This is a genomic window from Treponema sp. UBA753 (assembly GCF_002297325.1).
Taxonomy (GTDB): domain Bacteria; phylum Spirochaetota; class Spirochaetia; order Treponematales; family Treponemataceae; genus Treponema_D.
Genome location: NZ_DBKJ01000093.1, coordinates 1 through 20,335 on the forward strand (window position 1 = coordinate 1; position 20,335 = coordinate 20,335).

At 39.4% G+C, this 20,335-nt stretch carries 22 protein-coding genes and 1 pseudogene; 11 read left to right on the plus strand and 12 right to left on the minus strand.

Going from position 1 to position 20,335, the window contains the following annotated elements; all coding sequences use genetic code 11:
• The 3 genes and pseudogenes from B4C08_RS07935 to B4C08_RS07945 all read left to right on the plus strand — a co-directional run.
• A pseudogene (locus B4C08_RS07935) lies at positions 1-465 on the plus strand (hypothetical protein); the annotation flags it as partial.
• Between the two features lie 23 nt (positions 466-488).
• Complete coding sequence (locus B4C08_RS07940; RefSeq protein WP_295800574.1) at positions 489-923, plus strand: hypothetical protein; 435 nt, start codon at positions 489-491, stop codon at positions 921-923.
• Positions 924-1,023: 100 nt separating this feature from the next.
• Complete coding sequence (locus B4C08_RS07945) at positions 1,024-2,583, plus strand: phenylalanine--tRNA ligase subunit alpha (RefSeq protein WP_296664296.1); 1,560 nt, start codon at positions 1,024-1,026, stop codon at positions 2,581-2,583.
• A gap of 283 nt (positions 2,584-2,866) precedes the next feature.
• Here the strand turns inward: B4C08_RS07945 and B4C08_RS07950 are convergent, their stop codons facing one another.
• Positions 2,867-3,601 (minus strand): hypothetical protein, encoded by a 735-nt coding sequence (locus tag B4C08_RS07950; protein ID WP_296664297.1) that lies wholly within the window; start codon positions 3,599-3,601, stop codon positions 2,867-2,869.
• Positions 3,602-3,622: 21 nt separating this feature from the next.
• Positions 3,623-3,862 carry a YdbC family protein gene (locus tag B4C08_RS07955; protein WP_374041747.1) on the minus strand — a complete coding sequence of 80 codons (240 nt, stop codon included), beginning with the start codon at positions 3,860-3,862 and terminating at the stop codon, positions 3,623-3,625.
• Positions 3,863-4,142: 280 nt separating this feature from the next.
• Between B4C08_RS07955 and B4C08_RS07960 the strand changes: the two genes are divergently transcribed.
• Positions 4,143-5,141, plus strand: a complete 999-nt coding sequence (locus B4C08_RS07960; protein ID WP_296664298.1) for a hypothetical protein — start codon at positions 4,143-4,145, stop codon at positions 5,139-5,141.
• Positions 5,141-5,833, plus strand: coding sequence for a LysM peptidoglycan-binding domain-containing protein (locus B4C08_RS07965; protein WP_296092341.1), 693 nt, complete (start codon positions 5,141-5,143; stop codon positions 5,831-5,833). Before B4C08_RS07960 ends, B4C08_RS07965 begins: the two co-directional genes overlap by 1 nt.
• Here the strand turns inward: B4C08_RS07965 and B4C08_RS07970 are convergent.
• Positions 5,830-6,372, minus strand: a complete 543-nt coding sequence (locus B4C08_RS07970) for an NUDIX hydrolase (protein ID WP_296664299.1) — start codon at positions 6,370-6,372, stop codon at positions 5,830-5,832. The two genes, B4C08_RS07965 and B4C08_RS07970, sit on opposite strands and share 4 nt — an antisense overlap.
• 126 nt (positions 6,373-6,498) lie before the next feature.
• Here B4C08_RS07970 and B4C08_RS07975 point away from each other — a divergent pair, with 126 nt between their 5' ends.
• Entirely contained in the window at positions 6,499-7,323 is an 825-nt protein-coding gene (locus tag B4C08_RS07975; protein ID WP_295799202.1) for an AAA family ATPase, read from the plus strand.
• A gap of 68 nt (positions 7,324-7,391) precedes the next feature.
• On the opposite strand, the gene glmS is transcribed toward B4C08_RS07975, so the two are convergent.
• The gene (gene glmS, locus B4C08_RS07980; RefSeq protein WP_296664300.1) at positions 7,392-9,233 is read right to left on the minus strand and encodes a glutamine--fructose-6-phosphate transaminase (isomerizing); all 1,842 of its coding nucleotides are present in this window, start codon (positions 9,231-9,233) and stop codon (positions 7,392-7,394) included.
• 395 nt (positions 9,234-9,628) lie between these two features.
• Between glmS and B4C08_RS07985 the strand changes: the two genes are divergently transcribed.
• On the plus strand, positions 9,629-10,822 hold the full coding sequence (locus tag B4C08_RS07985; protein ID WP_296664301.1) for a hypothetical protein: 1,194 nt from the start codon (positions 9,629-9,631) through the stop codon (positions 10,820-10,822).
• On the opposite strand, the gene nth is transcribed toward B4C08_RS07985, so the two are convergent.
• The 7 genes from nth to B4C08_RS08020 form a co-directional block, all read right to left on the minus strand.
• On the minus strand, positions 10,812-11,456 hold the full coding sequence (nth, locus tag B4C08_RS07990; protein ID WP_296664302.1) for an endonuclease III: 645 nt from the start codon (positions 11,454-11,456) through the stop codon (positions 10,812-10,814). The genes B4C08_RS07985 and nth overlap by 11 nt on opposite strands.
• Position 11,457: 1 nt before the next feature.
• Complete coding sequence (metK, locus tag B4C08_RS07995) at positions 11,458-12,636, minus strand: methionine adenosyltransferase (RefSeq protein WP_296664303.1); 1,179 nt, start codon at positions 12,634-12,636, stop codon at positions 11,458-11,460.
• A gap of 519 nt (positions 12,637-13,155) precedes the next feature.
• Positions 13,156-13,542 (minus strand): hypothetical protein, encoded by a 387-nt coding sequence (locus tag B4C08_RS08000; protein ID WP_296664304.1) that lies wholly within the window; start codon positions 13,540-13,542, stop codon positions 13,156-13,158.
• Positions 13,503-14,192 (minus strand): hypothetical protein, encoded by a 690-nt coding sequence (locus tag B4C08_RS08005; protein WP_296664305.1) that lies wholly within the window; start codon positions 14,190-14,192, stop codon positions 13,503-13,505. The genes B4C08_RS08000 and B4C08_RS08005 overlap by 40 nt, the downstream gene beginning before the upstream one ends.
• Entirely contained in the window at positions 14,152-14,559 is a 408-nt protein-coding gene (locus B4C08_RS08010) for a hypothetical protein (protein ID WP_296664306.1), read from the minus strand. Before B4C08_RS08010 ends, B4C08_RS08005 begins: the two co-directional genes overlap by 41 nt.
• Before the next feature lie 24 nt (positions 14,560-14,583).
• Positions 14,584-14,874: a Txe/YoeB family addiction module toxin gene (locus B4C08_RS08015; RefSeq protein WP_296664312.1), complete on the minus strand. Its 291-nt coding sequence runs from the start codon at positions 14,872-14,874 to the stop codon at positions 14,584-14,586.
• Between the two features lie 2 nt (positions 14,875-14,876).
• Positions 14,877-15,128, minus strand: a complete 252-nt coding sequence (locus tag B4C08_RS08020; RefSeq protein WP_296664307.1) for a type II toxin-antitoxin system Phd/YefM family antitoxin — start codon at positions 15,126-15,128, stop codon at positions 14,877-14,879.
• Positions 15,129-15,388: 260 nt separating this feature from the next.
• Here B4C08_RS08020 and B4C08_RS08025 point away from each other — a divergent pair, with 260 nt between their 5' ends.
• The 4 genes from B4C08_RS08025 (at position 15,389) to B4C08_RS08040 (ending at position 18,416) form a co-directional block, all read left to right on the plus strand.
• Complete coding sequence (locus tag B4C08_RS08025; RefSeq protein ID WP_013702492.1) at positions 15,389-15,697, plus strand: isoamylase early set domain-containing protein; 309 nt, start codon at positions 15,389-15,391, stop codon at positions 15,695-15,697.
• A gap of 134 nt (positions 15,698-15,831) precedes the next feature.
• The gene (locus B4C08_RS08030) at positions 15,832-16,812 is read left to right on the plus strand and encodes an aldo/keto reductase (protein WP_296664308.1); all 981 of its coding nucleotides are present in this window, start codon (positions 15,832-15,834) and stop codon (positions 16,810-16,812) included.
• 28 nt (positions 16,813-16,840) lie between these two features.
• A complete protein-coding gene (locus B4C08_RS08035) occupies positions 16,841-17,080 on the plus strand; it encodes a hypothetical protein (RefSeq protein ID WP_296664309.1) in 240 nt (79 codons plus the stop codon).
• Positions 17,025-18,416 carry a hypothetical protein gene (locus B4C08_RS08040; RefSeq protein WP_296664310.1) on the plus strand — a complete coding sequence of 464 codons (1,392 nt, stop codon included), beginning with the start codon at positions 17,025-17,027 and terminating at the stop codon, positions 18,414-18,416. Before B4C08_RS08035 ends, B4C08_RS08040 begins: the two co-directional genes overlap by 56 nt.
• 205 nt (positions 18,417-18,621) lie before the next feature.
• Here B4C08_RS08040 and B4C08_RS08045 read toward each other — a convergent pair whose 3' ends face one another.
• Entirely contained in the window at positions 18,622-20,199 is a 1,578-nt protein-coding gene (locus B4C08_RS08045) for an ATP-binding cassette domain-containing protein (protein ID WP_296664311.1), read from the minus strand.
• Between the last annotated feature and the right edge of the window lie 136 nt (positions 20,200-20,335).

Consider the following 20,335-nt stretch of genomic DNA (forward strand, 5'->3'; position numbering starts at 1 on the left):
TACGGCTGGAATTTTGACTACACGCCTTATGACAAAAAACGCGGAGTTCAAGAATACTGGGAATTTTCCGAAGTAAGAAAATTTGATTCTTCTATAAATCGCCTTGAATATCACAATCCACTTCCTAAGGACGGAAAACTCTTAAGCTGGGTTTACTGTAACAGAACTTCAGCCCAGCAGCTCGAATACAAAAGATGGACTTCTATAATTCATCCAAAAGTAAAAGGCTCTGGCTCAGCCTCTGTTCAAGACGGATTTGAAGGAATAAAGCAGGCGTGCAGCAATGCGGCAAAAAATGCAGTAAGAGAATATTGGCGCACAATGGAAAAAAACAAACCCAAGGAAATTTCTGGAACTTTGCTTTTAATCTGCGACCCAAGAATTTTCATAAAAAACGGACGCTATGAAGTTGACCTTGATTTTTTCTTGGAAACTGATAGAATAGTTCCGTATACTTACTATTGACGCTACTTGAAAGGAGGTATCGCATGAAAAAGATATTTATATTGGCAACAGCAATTATGCTTGCAGCAGGAACAGTTTTTGCACAGCAGGAAGAATCATTAGAAACTAAGATGGCTTTAGATCCACTGGAAGCTGCAAACAGCTATGCGGACACAAAGACAAAAGTTCTTCCTATAGAAGACAAATATTCTAGCTTGCATCCAAAAGCTAAGAGCGTAACTCTTCAGCTTGAATTTACACCGCTCACTGGCGAAGTTATTTTCACTTATACTTGCATGCAGTCTAGCTTTGATTTAGGCGAAGCAATGAATGTTGCAATTGCAGTTTACGAAGATTTCGCCGCAGAAAATCAGTTTAAGCACTATACTTACGCACAGAAAGACAGAAAAAAATATTTTAAAGATGACAAGGGCGTAAGAATGGCAACGTACACTTCAAAAGTTATCTTTACAAAATAATTTTTTAAACAGTTATTTTCACTTGCCTGTTAGGTGATTTTCATTTTGCTCCGGTTTGCAGTACAGGTTTTGCAGCCGGAATTTTTTGGTGCATATAAAATTGGCAGACTTAAAAACTTTAATTAAAAATCTTCATCCGCTTGAAACAAAAGTTCTTCTTCATTACAGCTTAAAAGACGAGCTTACTTCAACAAGGCTTCAGACTGAATTAGGATACAAGGAAGGTCATGCGAACCAGGCGTTCAGCTGGCTTGCCGGAAAAAAACTTTTGGCAGAAACTTCCCGAACTCCGCACACATATTTTGAGCTTACAGATTTTGGCCGCAAGATTTTTAAAGACGGTTTTGCAGAAGAAAGAATTGTTTCCTATCTAAAGGAAAACGGTCCAAAACGTCTGCCAGAAATTGCAGCTGCTCTTGGAATTGAAAACAAAGATGTTGGCTCGGCATTCGGTTCGCTTAGCAAAGACAATGTTCTTGCCATGAACGCAGAAAAAAAAGCCGAATACACAGGAGAGCCGCTTCCTGAAAGATTCGCTGTAGCAAAATCGCTTATAAAAAAAGCTTCCGAAGCTGAAAACTGCCAGCTTGATGCCGCAAATCTTACAAAGTCCGAAATTGAAATAATGGGCGGACTTACAAAGAAACGCGGAATTTCAGAAACACCATTTAAAACTATTGAGCGCGAAACTGTAATTTATAAACTTACAGAAGCATTCAAAGGCGTGGCTGATGCTCTTAGAAATTCAGGAATCACCGGAAATGAAATTGGAGAAATAACTCCGTCAATGCTTGCTTCAGGTGAATGGAAAAAAGGAACTTTCCGCGGATACAATATTTCAATTCCGCCGGCACGCATAATTCCAGGCCGCACAAATCCTTACGTTCAATTTTTAGAATCAGTAAAAGACAAGCTTTGTTCTCTCGGATTTCAAGAATTTGACGGTCCGCTTGTAGAAACTGAATTCTGGAACGGAGACGCTTTATTTATGCCTCAGTTCCATGCGGCTCGCGACATTCACGATGTTTACAGATTGAAATATCCGACGCACGCAAAATCAATTGAAGAGCCGTACCTTTCAAATGTTGCGGCAGTCCACAGAAACGGCGGAAATACCGGAAGCCGTGGCTGGAACTACAACTTTGACAACGAATTTACACGCCGCCTGATTATGAGAAGCCAGGGAACAGTTCTTTCTGCGCACCAGCTTCATAAGGCGGAAATTCCTGGAAAATACTTTGGAATCGCAAGATGTTTCCGCTATGATAAAGTTGACGCAACTCATTTGAGCGACTTTTACCAGACAGAAGGAATTGTTCTTGGAGAAGAAGTAAATTTAAAGACTCTTCTTGGATTCCTTGAAATGTTCGCAGTGGAAATTGCAGGCGCAACAGATGTAAAATATGTGCCGGGCTATTTTCCGTTCACAGAACCTTCAATTGAAGTCCACATAAAGCATCCTAAGCTTGGCTGGTTTGAACTTGGCGGTTCTGGAATTTTCAGACCGGAAGTTACAAAGGCAATGGGCGTTGATGTTCCTGTTCTTGCTTGGGGAATCGGAATTGACCGAATGGCTTTGATGGCTTTGGGTCTTAACGATTTGCGCGAGCTTTTCTGCGAAGACATAGAAAAAGTAAGACTTAGAAAAGCAAAGTTTTAGTTTTAATAAATGCAAAGTAATCCTTCAGGCAAAACTGAAGGATTTTTTATTATATAGCCTAAGGAACTAGCAAGTAGGTAAAAAAATAAATCAAAAAGAGCATTTTTTACAGGTAAACAGTCTATTTACCCTAGGTAAACAATATATTTACCTGTGGTAAATAGACTATTTTCCTAAGGTAAATAAGCTATTTGCCAATGGAAAATAACGTATTTACTCAAGGAAAATTTTTTTTATTTAGCCCAAATTTTTCTAAAACTCGAAACTTGGGCTATTTCGCTTCTTAGTTTTCCTCGTAATCAAGATTCTCTTCTGGAACTTCTTCGGCTGGCAAATCAGCCTCTTCGTATTCGCCGCCATCATAATCATCATCAGCAGGAAGAACAACCATCTGGGATTGTACTGCGCTCTGAATTTCTTCTTCTGTTATTGCATCAACCAAATCCTTTGCCTGCGCTCTTGTAAAGTACAAAAGATTTCCGCCGTATTCAATTTGAGTGTCGCCTTTTCTTTGGTTTGACTTTGTAGAAGGAATTTTTATGCAGAAATACGGAGACTTTCCAACAAAAACGTATCCCATGGAAATTTTTGGATCGGCATAAGAAGAATACTGAAAAGGTCCCCACTCAATTTTCGCGCGGGCATATTCATAAGTCGCCTTGTATTTTTTCTGACTGCGGTCAAGTTTTTTTTCTTCAAAATCCTTTAAATATGCATTGTAAGAAGTGATAACGGCCTTGCGAGCATCCTTGTCTAAAAGAAGGCGTTCCTTGTTCGGCATATTTTTATAAACAATTCCGGCGGTTCCGTTCTTTGGAAAAAGCATAACAGAAAAATCTTTTGCCTCAAGTTCATTAACAAGAATTTTTCTTAGTCTGAAAGTTCCAGAACCAAGTTCAACAGGATCAAATTTTCCAAGTTTTACAGTTTCGATTTCCTGCTTTACTTTTGGAGTTCTTGCGGCAAATGACAACGCGGCCATTGTTCCAACCATTATAAACAAAATTTTCTTTTTCATATTTTCCTCTATAAATAAATATTAATTAAGTTCTTCCATTCCGTTCAGAAGATTCTTTAAAGCACAAAGTTCGTCTTTTGTGAAAGTCACGCCTTTTCCCATTTTAACATGCTCGGAATCCCAAGAACGTATATCATATTTTGCAGGACGCCCGCCCCAAGACACAAAATTCAACTCAAGATTCCAGCCAGATTTTGATGTAGAAAGAACACCAATGTTTTTCTGTATATCCGGCGGAGTAAAACTTTCAGACATTGCCATAAAATCCTCCGATAAAGTATGTGCCGCACTTTTTATAGAAACAACCGCTCGCAATCCAAAAAGTTACAGGCGTTTTTATTCTCTTATATTAATGCCGTTTGCCTTTTTTGTCATCAGTAAATTCTGCTCTAAAACAAAACGTATTACGTCTTTTGCGCAGTCTGTTTATTGCCGAAATACAATTAGTATTATATATTGATAGTAAGCAAAATCGCTTTTATGAAAACTGAAATTCAAAAGGCAAACAAAGCTTTTCGTTTTTTTACTTTATGGAGGAAAAATGATTAAAAGTAAACTTGTATTGGCAGCATTTGCAGCCATGTCGCTTGCGCTGATCTCATGCGGTTCATCGCCAAAAGAAGAGCCAGAGATTCAAGAAGAGAATGTTTCTGAAGCCCCAGCAGAAGAATCTCAAGACCAAGAGCAGATTTCAGAAGACAATTCAGAATCAAACGAAGCAACACTCAGCAAAATTGAGTCTTCAAGGCAAGACGCAATAAATGCCGGCGCGCAAGACGCAGCTCCAGACGCATTTAACGCAGCAGAAGAAGAATACAATTCTGTAAAAGCCGCAATGGAACAAGGAGAAGATGTTTCTGCAAGACTAAAAGATCTTCTTGCACGCTATCAGGCTTTAAAGGCTTATGCAGACGCAGTTGCAAAGAAAGCAAAGATTGATGAAAACGGATTTGCCTCTTATGCGCAGAATGTATACAACGACGGCTCTTCTATTATCAGCGAGCTTGCATCTTCAAAAGACTACGGAAGCGACTGGAACAAAAAAGCAGTTTCCGCAGATGCAAAAATGACTTTTGTTCTTAAAGCAGCTTACAAATCGCTTGCACAGGCTGAACGCACAGAAGCTTTTAAAGCAAAGAAAAATGCAGACAGCATAAAATGCTCTGTTTCAAGAAAAGCTGACTACGACAAATTTGTTGCAAACTTCAAGTCTGGCGATCAAAATTACGTTACAGGAAATCCAGAAGGCGCGCTTGCAAACTACACAAAGGCAAAAGAAGGTTTCGCATCTCTTTACACACAAGTTTCCGAAGCAAGGGCACAGGCTCAGGCGGCAATCGAAGAAGCAAAGAAACGTGTTGCGGAAAGCGAAACAAATGCTCAGTGGGCAGATAAGGAAAAACCTCTTGGAGACGAGCCGGTAGAAGGAATCGAGGAAGCAGACACACAGCTTCTTGAAGCAGATGATTTTACAAAGGCAGAAAACTCAGAAGTTGAAATCGAAGAAACTATCGAAGAATCTGCACAGGAGGCTGAATAATGAAAAAATTAGTTGCTTGCACAATCGCAGCTGTTCTGGGACTTTCAGTTTTTGCAGCCAGCTATACAAACAACACTTACCAGAAACTTGCAAAAGAATACACACAGAAAGCAGAAAGAGCTTTGGATGCAGGAGAATATGTTCTTGCTGAAGAATACGCTGCAAAAGCAAAAGAAAACGCAGAGCTTTCTGACACTTACATAAGCCACATGCTTTCAAAGGAAAGTGCAGAAAAAGACCTTAATCTTGCAAGAAACAGGCTCGCATATGTTGAAAGCATCAACGGAAAAGAAAATTTCCCGATTGCTTATGACTCAGCATCAAAATCTCTTGCACAGGCAGAAGACGCATTTGCAAAAGAAGAATGGGACGCAGCTTCAAGCTATTCAAAGCAGGTTCTTGACGCTTTAGCAGAAATAAAAGAAGTTACACCGCTTCCAAAATATTATGTTGTAAAACCTTGGGAGTCAGACAAAGACTGCTTCTGGAATATTTCTGGAAGACCTTATGTTTACAACAACCCTTACTTGTGGGAAAACCTTTACGAAGCGAACAAGAATTCCCTTCCAGACCCAAAGAACCCAAATTTGATTCGTCCGGGAATGAAAATGGAAATTCCTTCAATTTCTGGAGAATACCGCGACGGAGTTTACAGCCCGGACAAAGACTACGAGCCTTTCCAGAAGCGCTAAAAATTCCTAGCTAAATACAGGGCAGCTGCTGAAGCCATCAAAGCATGGCAATATTCGGGGCTGCCCATTTTTTTTATAACTTCAGACTTTTGAATTTCCATGTAGTTTACATATTCATCAGAATCCAAATCCTGCCTGCCGGAAAACTCCAAGCCTTCAGCAAGAAAAATATGCACGTGGTTTGCAAACAAAGCTGGATTAGGATTCATCGAGCCAAGGAAAGTCATTTTTTTTGCAGTTGCACCGGTTTCTTCCAAAAGTTCGCGTTTTGCAGCTTCAAGCGGAACTTCGCCCTTGTCTATTACGCCGCCTGGAAATTCAACGCTCAAAGACTTTTCTCCGTGCCGCCATTGCCTTACCATAAGAAAATTTTCCCCGTCATCTGGAATTACAATCACCCAGTCAGGTGCCTCATTCACAATGTAAACTCCTTCTGTTCCATCGGGGCTTGCGCTAGTCCGTTCAGTAACAGTAAAAACGGGAGTTTTAAAAACTTCCTTGCGAGATTTTTCGTGCCATATAAGTTTTTTATCGTCCATGCGTTTTATACTAAAATTATTCTGAAACTTTAGCAAGAAAGATGTCATTATAAAAAATTGCAAATTTCAAAAAACGGATTTATAATTTAATTATCAAAAAATAACATTTAAAACAGGAGGCGCATTATGGCAATCATCGCAATTTCAAGACAGGTGGCAGCTCTTGGAGACGAAATAGCTGCGGCGGCAGCAAAAAAACTTGGCTACACATTTATAACTCGCAAGCAGATAGAAAACCGCATTGTAGAACTGGGATTTCCAAAGGAAAAGCTTCAAAAATATGATGAAATAAAACCGGGATTTTTCGCAAGCCTCGCAAAAGGACGCGATGAATACTTGAACTATTTGCAGTATGCGGTTCTGGAAGCGGCAAGCAAAGGAAACTGCATTTTAATAGGACGCGGTTCATTTGTAATACTTGAAGACGTTCCAAACTTGATTTCACTGCGGTTCGTGGCAAAAGAATCTGTAAGAGCCAAGCGCCTTGAAAAAGAATTCAACTGGACAGAAAAGCAGGCAATGGCAAGAATAAATGAAAGCGCGGCAAACAGAAAAGGATTCCACAAAAGCTTCTTTAATGTAGACAATGAAGACGCAAGCCACTATATGCTCACAATAAACACAGGAATTCTTGAACCTGAAGAAGTCGTAAAGCAGATTGTAAACTTTGTAAAATATTTTTCAGATCCGGAAAAAGAAGCTCTAGGCAAAAAACGCATTGAAAACATGCTCAAAGCTCAAGACCTGACAAACAAGCTTCTCTTTGAATACAAGCTGAATATAAATTTCCTGCGCGCAGTTATTGATGACGAGGGAACCTCTATAACATTGCAAGGCGTGGCAGATTCTCAGGCTGTGGTAGACAGAGCTGTTACTCTTGCCGCAAAGATTCTCCCAAGCTGTACAATAAAGTCAGCAGTAAACATTGTTCAGGACTTTAAAGGCTGCTAGGTAAAAACAGTTTACGAGAAAGAAGAGCCTTTCGCTGCTTTGGCGAAAGGCTCTTCTTTTTTGTGTTTTTATTCAACAGTAACAGACTTTGCAAGGTTGCGCGGTTTGTCTGGGTCGTTTCCCCTGTGGACTGCGCAATAGTAAGCAAAAAGCTGCGCCGGAATTATTGCAAGCATCGGTTCAAAGAAACTTTCCGTAGAAGGAATTTTTACAATCTCATCTGCGGAAGAATCAAACGCCCCGGAATCATCCTGCGTAATAACAAAAGTAGAAGCTCCGCGGCTCTTAACTTCAATAATATTGCTTGCAAGCTTTTCGTAAAGCTCAGGAACCGTGGCTGTCGCAACAACAAGAGTATCCGTGTCTATAAGCGCAATCGGTCCGTGCTTAAGCTCACCTGCCGCAAAAGCCTCGCTGTGCATATAGCTTACTTCCTTAAGCTTAAGAGCGCACTCAAGACTTGTCGCGCTGTCGTACTGGCGGCCAATAAAGAACACCTTCTGTTTATTGTAGTTCTTGGAAACAAATCTCTGGATAGAAGCCTTGTCTTCAAGAATCTGCTGAACTTTCTCCGGAATAGAATTCAGTTCGCAAAGATATTTTTTATAATCAGAAGCGTAAATTGTTCCCTTTATAAAGGCAGCTTTCAAGGCAAGCATAGAAAGGCACATAAGCTGAGTTGTGTACGCCTTAGTAGAAGCGACCGCAATTTCAGGACCTGCCCAAGTATAGACAACGTCGTCAGCTTCGCGGCTTACAGTTGAACCCACACAGTTTGTAATCGCCGTAACGTGAACACCATTTTGCTTGGCAAGGCGCAATGCAGCCAAAGTGTCGGCAGTTTCCCCGGACTGGCTTATTACAATAAAAATATCATCCTTGCACAAAATAGGATTTCTATAGCGGAATTCGCTTGCAACATCAACTACAACAGGAACGCGTGCAAGCTGCTCAAAAACATACTTTGCCACAACTCCGGCATGATATGCAGTTCCGCAGGCGACAATCACAATGCGCTTAGCTTCCTTCCATTTTTCATCAAAGCAAAGCTCATCGAATTTTATGTCAACAGGAACTCCGCCTTCAAAAACAAGACGCGGTCTCATTGTGTCTGTAAGAACTTTTGGCTGCTCGTGGATTTCTTTAAGCATAAAATGCTCATATCCGCCTTTTTCCGCGGAAGAAATATCCCAGTCAACATGGAACGGCTGCTTTATTATGCGGTTTCCGTCTTCATCAAAAAGATCAACGTGGTCTTTGTAAAGCACAGCAATTTCTTTTTGGTCAAGGAAGTAGACATCGCGGGTGTACTCAAGAACAGCAGGAACATCGCTTGCAATAAAGTTTTCACCTTTGCCAAGGCCTACAATGAGCGGGCATTCCTTTCTTGCGGCAATGATTCTGTCCGGAAAGTCCTTGCACAAAACTCCAAGAGCATAGCTGCCTTCCAAGCGGTTTACAGCCGCCTTTACAGCTTCAAAAATATCAAGAGAATCTTCATAGTAATAGTTTATAAGATGAGCAATGACTTCTGTGTCTGTGTCACTCTTAAAAACAACGCCTTCGCTCTGAAGCCACGCCTTGAGCTTTGCAAAGTTCTCGATAATCCCGTTGTGAACAACAGCGATTGTTCCGCTTTCGTTAAGATGCGGATGGGCGTTTATGTCGCTAGGCTCGCCGTGGGTCGCCCATCTTGTATGCCCGATTCCAAGAGAACCTTCGATAGTTTCCTTCGCGATTTTTTCTTCAAGAGCTTTAAGCGCGCCTTTTACCTTGCGCACCAAAATGTCCTGGCCGTTAAACACTGCGATTCCCGCGCTGTCATATCCGCGGTACTCAAGTTTTTTAAGCGCATTCACCAAAACCGGTGTAGCATTTTTATTGCCGATATATCCTACAATTCCACACATGGCATTATTCTAGCGATTTTTCTGCCTTTTGAACAGAACACACTTCATAAAAACAAAATAAAATCTAACAATAACAAATAAATTCAGGAAAATTTTATTTTTGTCTGGAATATTTGATTTTCTTCTGGAATTTGTTAAAAAACTTAAGGAATATTGTATTTTCCACCTGGAATTCGTCAAAAAACTCAAGAATATGGAATTTTCCTGAAGAATATGCATAAAAACTCTGGAATATCTTCTATTCTTCAATATTTATACAAAACCTTCAGGAATATACAATATTCTTGAAAAATATCATTCATTCCTGCATATTTATGCAAATTTAACATTCCATCGAAAGTTCCACTAGGAAAAAAAACGCGCAATGCACTATAATGACACAAGGTTTTGTTCAAATGAAAAGTCTTTTGGGATTCGCCGCAGTTTTAATATCTTCCGCAGGAATTTTTGCCGCCACATTGACGGATGCGCAGGACAGGCTTGCTGCCATTGAAGAATTTAAAAGCGGAATCCTAAGCTCAAGCCCGAACGGATTTTTTTCTGACGAGGAAATGGATGCTCTTAACCTTCTTTATCAGGTTCTTGAAGAAGATGAATACACCGTAAATTCGCTTAACGGCGAAATGGAATTTTCCATAGGAGAATACAGCCTTGTAGAAACGAAATGGCCCACAGAAATCCAATGGCTTTTCTTAGACGGAAAAATAAGCTACGAGCGCAGCGTGGACATCATGTATTCTGATGCAATGGAAAAAAAATACGTTCCAGAGCCTGAAATGACTGAATACCAGCGGCGCGACTATGAATATTACATAAACGACTACGAAAACAGAATCCGTTCCGGGGAAAAATTCTTCTATGCGGAACTTACATTTAAACTTACGCACTGGCAGGGAGCAAGCGAATACAGATTTGAGCCGGTCGCTTTAAAAATCTACAAGAATTCAAAACGCCCGCGAGCAATAATTACAATCGATGAAGCTCAAAACAAGGACTTTTTTACATTTGCGGAAGAAAAGGAATTCAGAACAGAAAAGCAGATTGAAAAAAACAACGCGCGCATAAAAAAACTTCTTAAGGATGAAAGCAAAAATTCTTCCACGGAAAAAGCAAAGAAAAAAGACATAATATTCACCGAACAAAAAGGAAGGCGGACATTTTACGTAAGCGCGGAAACTTCCACAGACAACATCGATTTTTCAAGCACGGACTTTACTTCGTACAAGCTCGACAATATGTACGGAACTCTTACGCTCGGCCTTGGAAAATTTATCTTTGCAGGAATTTCAGCCGGAATAGACTTGACTTCGCTCAACGATGATGTTCCTGTCTATTCTTTCGGCGGAATTCTTGGAATAAACTTAAACCTTGGAACTCACCTGCGGCCTTACGGTCAGACTTCCATTTACGCGCGCACAGATGACCACGTTGTTTTTAAAACCGGAGCCGGCATAGACTTTAAACTTGGAAAATTCATGCTGAATCTTGAGTATAATTACAACTGGAGCAACAATGTAAACACTTCTGTAAAAGACGAGGAAACAGAAAAGTTCGGTTCATACACAGCAGGAATTGGACTTACTTGGTAAAGTTTCCATTGTGAAGGCACAAGTCGTTTATCGGGCATTCCGCGCATTTAGGATTCCGCGCCGTGCAAATATAACGTCCGTGCAATATAAGCCAGTGATGGGCGTGCATCATAAATTCAGCTGGAATGCGCTCAAGCAAGGAGCGTTCAACTTCAAGTGGAGTTGAGCCTTTGGCAAGTCCAATCTTGGGGCAGATTCTAAGAAGATGTGTGTCCACAGGCATTGTGGGCTTGTTGTAGACAACATTTAGAATAACATTCGCAGTTTTTCTTCCAACGCCCGGCAAAGATTCCAAGTCTTCCCTGTTGTCTGGAATTTGCGAATTGAATTTTTCTACAAGCATTTTGCTCAAGCCCACAACATGTTTTGCCTTGTTCTTGTAAAGCCCGATTGACTTTATAAAGCCCCTTATTTTTTCTTCACCAAGAGCAAGCATAAGTTCCGGCGTATAGGCAACTTTATAAAGCGGTTCGGTTGCTTTGTTCACGGCTTTGTCTGTAGTCTGCGCAGAAAGAACAACGCTAACCAAAAGGCAAAAAGCATTAGGAGCAACAAGCTCAGTTTCTGGAGACGGATTCAGTTTTTGAAACCGCAGAAAGACCTGTGAAATCTGCTGCGGAGTTAAAAGTTTCAAGCTAGAACTCTTTCTTTAGGAGAGCGGCTTTGTCTGTCTGTTCCCACGGAAACTCTGAATTTCCAAAGTGACCGTAAGAAGCTGTCTTGGAATAAATAGGACGCTTAAGGTTGAGTGTCTTTGTTATTCCGGCCGGAGTGCAGTCAAACACTTTTTTTACAGCGTCCGCAATCTGAAAGTCAGGAACAATTCCAGTTCCAAAAGTTTCAACCAAAACAGAAACAGGGAACGGAACTCCAATTGCATAAGCAAGCTGAACTTCGCAACGTTCCGCCAAACCAGCGGCAACAATGTTCTTGGCAATGTAGCGCGCCATGTATGCTCCAGAGCGGTCAACCTTGCTAGGGTCTTTTCCACTGAAAGCTCCGCCTCCGTGTCGTCCCATTCCGCCGTAAGTGTCAACAATTATTTTTCTGCCTGTAAGTCCAGTGTCTCCAACAGGACCGCCGATTACAAACTGGCCTGTAGGATTTATAAAATACTTTGTTTTGGAATCCAAAAGCCCTGCTGGCTCAAGAACTGGCTTTATTATTTTTTCCGTTACCGTAGATTTTATTTCATCATAGCTGATTCCCGCATCGTGCTGCTGACTTATAACAACAGTATCGATTCTTACAGGACGATGGCCTTCATATTCAATTGTAACCTGGCTCTTTGAATCCGGGCGCATCCATTTGACTTCGCCGCTTTTTCTTAGCTCTGCGGATTTTCTCATAAGCTTATGGGCAAACATAATCGGAGCAGGCATAAGTTCCGCTGTTTCCTTGCAGGCAAAACCGAACATCATTCCCTGATCTCCTGCGCCCTGCTGTCCTTTGTATTCATCAAGGCCTTTTCCTACAACTCCCTGATTTATATCCGATGACTGGGAATGAATCATATTAAGAACAGCCATGGAATTGCAGTCCAAGCCATAGTCCGGATTTGTGTAGCCAATTCTTTGAACAACATCATGCGCAACTTTCTGAACATCAACCTGGGCATTTGTAGAAAGCTCGCCACCTACAAGAATAAGAGCCTGGGAAGCAAAAGTTTCGCAAGCAACATGGCTTTCTGGATCCTGACGTAGACATTCATCAAGAATACCATCTGAAATCTGGTCGCAAACTTTATCCGGGTGTCCTTCCCCCACGGATTCCGAAGTAAATAAATAGTGATTTTTTGATAAGACAGCGCTCATTTTTAGAGCCTCCTGTTTAGCAAGTTTCAGTTCCACAAGAAAACTGTTCCGCCTGCAATTTGGATAAATCAGCGGATAATTTGTTCACAACAATATAATCAAAAGCAAAAAAACAAGCAAGTAATTCTTTTGCGCTTTAAACTTCTAAATGCTATCAGCGCAATTACTACAGCAATAAAGTGCCAATTAGTACGCTAATGTTGTTTTTTTTATATCTTGAATTTCGAGTGTTGGAAAAATTTATAATATTGATTTTTTAACTATGAGAAATACTATCAAAACAGACCTGAAAAAAAACCTGCTTTATAATAAAGCAGGTTATAAAACAAAGACATTTTCTTTTGATTGTTAGCAATCTAGCCGACTGGCGGTAAATGTCAAACCCTTATGGAACTGATAAGGCACTGCTTGTCGGCACAACACCTTACTTCACCGCTCATGCAAACACACTTGTTGTCTACACTTCTAATATAGCAATAAAGTAATCAAAAATCAACAAAAAAATCATGCCACACTATTTTATTCCTTTATAATTTTTCCATCTTTTATGTATATTAAATTTCCATTGATATAGTTTCCAACAAACTCTTTATTATCAAGAATAATCATATTATAATAAAGTCCATTCTTCACAGCTGTATATGTCAAATTATTATTGTAAAACTTTAAGTCAATTATGAAATCATAAATCTCCGTTTGAAAATCACCTATATGTAAAATTGCATCTTTAAAATATTCAGTTGATGTTATATATGCAAAGGAAGCTCCATCTTCTGAAAAAGCAATATCATTTATAGATTCATAAGGTCCGTATTGATTTTGATTACAAATAAAATAATATTGACCACTTTTCTTTATTACATAAGCTATTTTTTTCCATTTGGTGAAAAAGTTATCTGATAACAATATTCATAAGGACCGGCTTTCTCATTTCCAACGCTTAAATAAAATTTTGCATCCGGAGATGAATCATGTGAATAAGAAAAAGCAATTATATTTTTATCTGGAGAACTTGCAACATCTCCCACTTGAGCAAACGGACCATATTTTTTGCTCCCGAAATAAATATAATAAATATAATTTCCCTCTTGACTTGTGCAAACACTGTAAAGAAGTTTGTCATTTACAAAATCAATATCCGATATTAATAGTCCTTCTGAAACTTTATCTTTATTAACCCACAAAGTTTCATTTCTGTTATTTTTATTATGACTATGAGCTTCATAAGCTAATTTTTTTCCATCAGAAGAAAAATTTCCAATATACAAACTATCAAAAGGACCTGCTAATAAACCATCTTTAGTATATACATATTCTTTTTTGTTCTTTTCAACTCTATATGCATAAGCTTTTTCTTGTTGATATTTACAGTCAGTCACATCATCAAATGGTCCGTATTTATTTTGTTCAGTATATATATAAAATTTAGATTTTTCTTTTGCCACATAAGATATAATTTTATCATTTGAAACAAGGAAATACTTTAATTGTTCAAATGGACCTATTTCTTTATCTTTACATTTTAGATAAACCCCCTGCATCAGTTTCAAAAGCATAGCTCAATGTTTCTTTATCATCAGCAATAAAAAAGTTACTTATACTTTTATAATGCTCTAAACAAGCACCGTTTATAAATAAACAAGCTTCATTCTCAATTTTTGCAGTATATATTATTTTTTCAGAAGTAAATAACCAAGAGTCAATTGAATCATACGGACCAAAATTATTATTTCCAATTCTAACATAATATTTTTTTACTGCTGATATTAAGCCTTGTTTATCTTCGTAATAAAAGCATATCGGAATATTGTTTTGAATAATGCCAACATTATAAACACTTTTATCACATACCCCTATTTGCTCTTTAGCAAACAGGCTAAAAATCATACCCAAAAGTATAAATATAATAACTTTCTTTCTCATTTATTAGTCCTTGTCAAATAAAATCTACTTCACTTTTTCGTAATGTGTCCACATACGGATTATCTTTACTATTCCTTCGTATTTCACATTGTCAACTGTAACTTCCTCATTAAAAATTTCATAGACCAATCTATGCTGAATATTAATTCGCCTTGAATACAATCCTGATAAATTTCCAATAAGTTCTTCATAAGGCGGCTCAAGCGGATTTTTTCGTAAAATTTCAATTAAGTATTTTGCCTTGACATCAAGCTTTGCTGATTTTAGGTTCTTTATATCTTTTGCTGCTTGTCTGCCATATTTTATGAGATACATTTCTACCAATCAACTTCATCTTCAGAAAGACAATCTTTTAAAGGAGCATTTTTTCCCTTTATTAATGACTCTGCCATTCCCGGAACTGAATTCAAGTACATTGTTTCTTGAATAGCATTCCAGTCGTCCTCTCCTATAAGAACTGCGTTTTTTCCTTTTGAATTTGTAAGAGTCAAAGGCTGTGAATTGTCATTAACAAACGCCATTATTTTAAAGAGATTTTCCCTTGCTTTTGTCGCTGTAATTGCATTCATACAAACCTCCGTTTATGTACATTATAGCGTACATCGCAATAAAAAACAAAGTGCTTTTCTATTTTACTCTGAATTTCAATATATTTCCCCCCCCCTCCTCATAAATCGAAACGTTTTTATACATGCCCTTGATTACATTTGAAATATTATATAATATATGAATATGGCAAAGGAGCGAAAACAATGCATATATATGCGTTATTTTCTATCCGGCAACTGTTGTTTTTTATCAAATTGTTTTTATAATAAGGAGACATGAAATGTCACTGAAAAAGTCTTATTCCAAAGACAAGAAAACTTGTAACGTAACTTTTTCTGTTTCTCAGGAAGCAGCACACGGTGCAGAAAAAGTTTCAATCGCAGGAGACTTTAACAGCTGGAGCAGCACAGAAACTCCGTTGAAAAAAGGCAAAGACGGTTCTTTCTCTGTAAAAATCCCTCTTGAAGCTGGAAAAGAATATCAGTTCCGCTATCTTCTTGACGGAAAACACTGGGAAAACGACTGGGCGGCAGACAAGTACATTCCTGCTCCATTCTCCCACACAGACAATTCTGTTGTAATCTGCTAAGCTAGCTTAAAATCTTTTACTTTATACAAGCTGTCCAAGTGAAGAAAACTTCAAAGGGCAGCTTTTTTTATAAAATCTGTAAAAAAAGTGGAAATTCCAAAACAACCCATTATAATGTATAAAAGGAGATGCACATGGACTTAAAAGGAATCTACACAGCAGACACTCACCGCTATGATGACTTTCAATCTTTATATAATCGATGCGGAAAAAGCGGAATTCTCTTGCCCAAAGTAAGCCTAGGATTTTGGCACAACTTCGGCGGAAACGATTCTTATGAACGAAGCCGGAAAATTACACATTTTGCGTTTGACCATGGAATAAATCATTTTGACCTTGCAAATAACTACGGACCACCTTACGGCAGCGCAGAAGAAACAATGGGGCGTCTTATTGAAGATGACTTCCGTCCTTACCGCGACGAGCTTTTTATTTCAACAAAAGCTGGCTATGATATGTGGGAAGGTCCTTATGGCAACTGGGGCTCGCGCAAATATCTTACCGCAAGTCTTGACCAAAGTTTAAAGCGCATGAATCTTGACTATGTAGATTTATTTTACAGCCACCGCTACGATCCGAACACTCCTTTGGAAGAAACTTTGCAGGCAATGGTGGACATTGTAAAGCAAGGAAAAGCCCTTTATCTGGGTTTAAGCCGCTGGCCGCTTGAAGCATTAAAATTCGCCGACAACTATCTTCGAGAACGGGATGTTCCGCTTCTTATTTATCAGGGCAGGCTGAATCTTCTTGACCGTTCACCTCAAGAGGAAGGCATTCTTGACTACTGCGCAGAGCATGGAATTGGATTTATTTCATTTTCTCCATTGGCGCAAGGCTTGCTTACAGACCGATACCTTAACGGAATTCCTTCTGACAGCAGAATGGCAAAAGAGCATTTTCTAAAAAGCAAAGACTTGACTCCAGAACTTCTGGAAAAACTAAAGTCATGGAACGCACAGGCAGGCAAACGCAACGAAACTCTTGCAGAAATGGCGTTGTCCTGGATTCTTAACCAGAAAGGCGTTACAAGCGTGCTGGTTGGCGCAAGTTCCGCAGAGCAGCTTGAAAAAAACATGAAATGTGTTCACGCTGAACCGTTCAGCAGTGAAATATAGAAAGTGAAATCAAACACAGGAGAATTTTATGAACATTAAGAAATTTTCATTTGCATTTTTGCCGGCGCTGATTCTTGCCCTTGCGTCTTGCATGAACATGAGCGGCTCAAATAGCAAAGAAGGCGCAATCCGCATAACAGTTCCGGGAGGAGAACGCGGACTTTACAGTTTTTCCAAGGACAATGCCGCATCTTACAAAGTAAGCATAATTCTTGACGGAGAAACTGTCGACTCGCAGACCGCAGAATTGGGGGGTAATTACATTTGATGAACTTGAGCCTGCCACATACACGGTAAAAGCCGAAGCATTTGATTCAGACGGAATACGCATAGGAAGCGGAAGCACAGAAGTAAAAGTTATAGCCGGAGAAACAGCAGAAAAAACAATTTTGATGATACTGGACAGCAACAGAGATGTAATTAATTATCAAAAATATTATTTATGGGATGTTTATAATTCTAAATATTATTACAATCGATTTGACTCTATAACAAGTGATCTAACTATAAATAACATTGATTCCGTTACCTCAAACAAACCTGGAAATTCGACTATACTAGGATTTGCAGAATCTTTTTATGCATATTATAACTATTATATAGAAAACGCTGATAGCCAATTCAATAGAACAAATTTTATCTACTATAAGGGGAAAGGCTCAGGACCTTATAACATTCAATTTAGTAGCACATCCGTAAAAGACCCTTTGTATTTTGATGATAGCACAGATTCTCTATGGATAGGCGGATATGATTCTTCTAGTGGCGAACTAAAACTTTTACAAATAACAGAACCTTCAACAAACTTTATTTCTAGAATTTCATCAGTGACTTCTTTATATTCCACACAATTTTCTGTTTCCGGGGCAACTTATACAGCTTTTGCAATTCAGGGCAGCGATATTTATTTTGCATACACAAAAAACGGCTCATCGTACCTTCAGCGTGGAACAATCACGAATATCGATGATTCAAATTTTTTTATAGATATAATAGGAGCAGCACAGTCCACAGAGCAAATGGGCGTTGCAGGCACAATCAACGACATAGCCATTTTGTACGATGGTTATGTTTATGCGTTGGTTTCAAATGTAGGAAATTCCGCAACAGGTTCTGATGACACTTTCTATAATTTTCATGACTGTAAAGTTTACAGCCGTGGCGCGCTTTTAAAGATTGCAGGTACAGATTATGGGTTTGAAGTAGAAGACATTTTGGGCTGGACAAATTCCATGAGAACAATAAATTCCGTTGGAAATCCTCAAAACGCAGCAGGAAGCCCAATAGGTTCTCTTGAAGCATACATTCCAAAACTTAAAGAAAACAACCAAAAATTTTACGGTCCGCGCAGATTCGTAGCCATAAAACCAAAAGAACTTGCAATTGCAGACTGCGGCGCAAACTTTGTTCTTCCAAACAAAACCACAGGCAAATCAGGAAAACTTTTTGCACATAACAGAGTTGTAAATGTAAACCTTTATAATTTCGCAATCGATTCCATCGTGGATTTAGAGAACATAAAATTCAGAAATGTATGCCTAAGCGGAAACTCAATGTATATATCAGCAGATTACTGCACTGATACGAATGTTGCTGAGGAATAAATAATTTCATTACGATGATTGCAAGCACATGTCAACACTCCTGTTCTGTGCTTGCAAGGCCCCCTTGCGTGTACATGTCAGCACCCCTTGCAAAACAACAAATAGATTGCCGTATCAAGTACGGCAATGACAGTTAGACTTATTAGACATATCCATGACAAGTTGTTTTAGATCGTTCATTTTTTGCATGACGGATTCAACTTTCCTATCTGTGCAAAATCTTATACATTGGAGTTTGGCCGGGACAAAGTTCCAGAATGTTTTTTTCGCAGGCAAGAACTTCCGAAGGCTCGTGGGTTACGTGCAGAAGCGTTGTTGTTCCTGTTTCTGCGACGGTTTCTAGTAAGTCTAGGATTTTTCCGCGGTAGTTTTCGTCCAGTCCATGGCACGGCTCGTCAAGAATAAGAACACGAGGAGACTTTACGGCGGCTCTAAGAATCAAAATTGCGCGCTGCTCTCCGTAACTTAAAGAGCCAAACGATTCCTTTTCGCGTCCAGAAAATCCTGCAAGTTTAAGCCAAGCATTTGCCATTGCAAGTTCAAAATCCGTGGCAGGCTCGTAAAGTCCAATGCTGTCCTTGAATCCGCTTATAATCACGCTTTGCAAGTCAGTTCCGCCAACCATTCTGTACTCCACATGAAGCCTGTAGCTTACAATTCCAAGGTGCTTCTTTATGTCCCAGATTGACTCGCCTGAACCGCGCCTGCTTCCAAACAGATAGACTTTTTCACGGAACACTTGCATATTGTCGCCTGTTATAAGCTCCATGATTGTGGTTTTTCCAGAGCCGTTTGGTCCTCTCACAAGAAAATGCTCGCCTTTTTTAACTTCCCAGTTTAAGTTTACAAGAACCTTATGTTCGTCCCAGCCAACATTCACATCCTCAAACTTTATAAGGCTTTCTGGCACTTCAGAAAATTCTTCTGTTTCCAAGGCGAAATTGCTTTCACTGCGGATTCTTTTTAGTTCGCAAAGAAATTCCTGCCTTTCTTTTTCGCGGACGGATTTTTTTTCTGTGTTTCGAATTTCAAGGAGATTTTCGTATTCAGAACGGCTTGCGCAGAAGGAAATTTTTTTATCTGAAAACTCAAGCACGCGGTTTATTTCTTCAGGAATTTCAGTAAACCGCTCCATGCACAAAATTATGCGCGGAAAATCTGTTCCAGAATTTTCAGTCTGCCGCTTTAGAATCATATTGAAAAATTCCATAAGAATTGAACGAGATTCGACATCCAGCCCCGCAAAAGGGTCGCTCAAAATAAGCAGCTTGGCTCCAGACAAAAGTGAACGGCACAAAAGCGTGCGTCTTATTTCCCCTGTAGACATAAAGCGCAGTCCACGGTCAAGGATTTTTTCCACGCCGCAAAGTTTTATCTGCGGAAATGTTTCAAGTTTGTATGCGTCTTTTGCAAGGGGTTCAGATTTTCTTTTTGCGCCGCCAATAACTTCATAAATGTATTCACGGCCGGTTCTTCCTATGTCGATTTTGTCCAAATATTCACTTTCGTCCCGCTCGCGTTCTTCTTCTATTAATTTTGCAGCTTCTTCAAGTGAAACTACAGCAGTGCTTTTGGCGAATTCAGAATAAAATGAACCGCCTTGCTCCGGGTAGAATTCCAGAAAGCCAGACAACGCCTTTATAAAGTCAGCCTTTCCGCCGCCATTAGGACCTGTAACAAGCCAAGCTTCTCCTTCTTTCATTGTCCAGTCAATCTGCGGAATCAAAACAGAACCGCCTTTTCTTATCTGACATTTATCAATGCGAATCAAATCTTTTTCCATAAATATTCTCCAATTATAATATCAATCATGTCATCTTCGGGCTTGCCCCTGCGATGTTTCTGAAAGAAACTCAGTTGATAATCTATTGAAAATTTCCAACAGATTCCTGACCGAGTTTACTGCGTAAACATCGCAG

Excerpts from the sequence above, each read along its gene's own strand:
- B4C08_RS08035 (WP_296664309.1), top strand. The coding sequence starts at position 16,841 with ATGAACATTAAGAAATTTTCATTTGCATTTTTGCCGGCGCTGATTCTT.
- B4C08_RS08030 (WP_296664308.1), top strand. The coding sequence starts at position 15,832 with ATGGACTTAAAAGGAATCTACACAGCAGACACTCACCGCTATGATGAC.
- glmS (WP_296664300.1), bottom strand. The coding sequence starts at position 9,233 with ATGTGTGGAATTGTAGGATATATCGGCAATAAAAATGCTACACCGGTT.
- B4C08_RS07965 (WP_296092341.1), top strand. The coding sequence starts at position 5,141 with ATGAAAAAATTAGTTGCTTGCACAATCGCAGCTGTTCTGGGACTTTCA.
- metK (WP_296664303.1), bottom strand. The coding sequence starts at position 12,636 with ATGAGCGCTGTCTTATCAAAAAATCACTATTTATTTACTTCGGAATCC.
- B4C08_RS07960 (WP_296664298.1), top strand. The coding sequence starts at position 4,143 with ATGATTAAAAGTAAACTTGTATTGGCAGCATTTGCAGCCATGTCGCTT.
- B4C08_RS08025 (WP_013702492.1), top strand. The coding sequence starts at position 15,389 with ATGTCACTGAAAAAGTCTTATTCCAAAGACAAGAAAACTTGTAACGTA.
- B4C08_RS08020 (WP_296664307.1), bottom strand. The coding sequence starts at position 15,128 with ATGAATGCAATTACAGCGACAAAAGCAAGGGAAAATCTCTTTAAAATA.
- B4C08_RS07975 (WP_295799202.1), top strand. The coding sequence starts at position 6,499 with ATGGCAATCATCGCAATTTCAAGACAGGTGGCAGCTCTTGGAGACGAA.
- B4C08_RS08045 (WP_296664311.1), bottom strand. The coding sequence starts at position 20,199 with ATGGAAAAAGATTTGATTCGCATTGATAAATGTCAGATAAGAAAAGGC.
- B4C08_RS07940 (WP_295800574.1), top strand. The coding sequence starts at position 489 with ATGAAAAAGATATTTATATTGGCAACAGCAATTATGCTTGCAGCAGGA.
- B4C08_RS07950 (WP_296664297.1), bottom strand. The coding sequence starts at position 3,601 with ATGAAAAAGAAAATTTTGTTTATAATGGTTGGAACAATGGCCGCGTTG.
- B4C08_RS08010 (WP_296664306.1), bottom strand. The coding sequence starts at position 14,559 with ATGAGAAAGAAAGTTATTATATTTATACTTTTGGGTATGATTTTTAGC.
- B4C08_RS07970 (WP_296664299.1), bottom strand. The coding sequence starts at position 6,372 with ATGGACGATAAAAAACTTATATGGCACGAAAAATCTCGCAAGGAAGTT.
- B4C08_RS08005 (WP_296664305.1), bottom strand. The coding sequence starts at position 14,192 with ATGCTTTTGAAACTGATGCAGGGGGTTTATCTAAAATGTAAAGATAAA.
- B4C08_RS07955 (WP_374041747.1), bottom strand. The coding sequence starts at position 3,862 with ATGGCAATGTCTGAAAGTTTTACTCCGCCGGATATACAGAAAAACATT.
- B4C08_RS07985 (WP_296664301.1), top strand. The coding sequence starts at position 9,629 with ATGAAAAGTCTTTTGGGATTCGCCGCAGTTTTAATATCTTCCGCAGGA.
- B4C08_RS08015 (WP_296664312.1), bottom strand. The coding sequence starts at position 14,874 with ATGTATCTCATAAAATATGGCAGACAAGCAGCAAAAGATATAAAGAAC.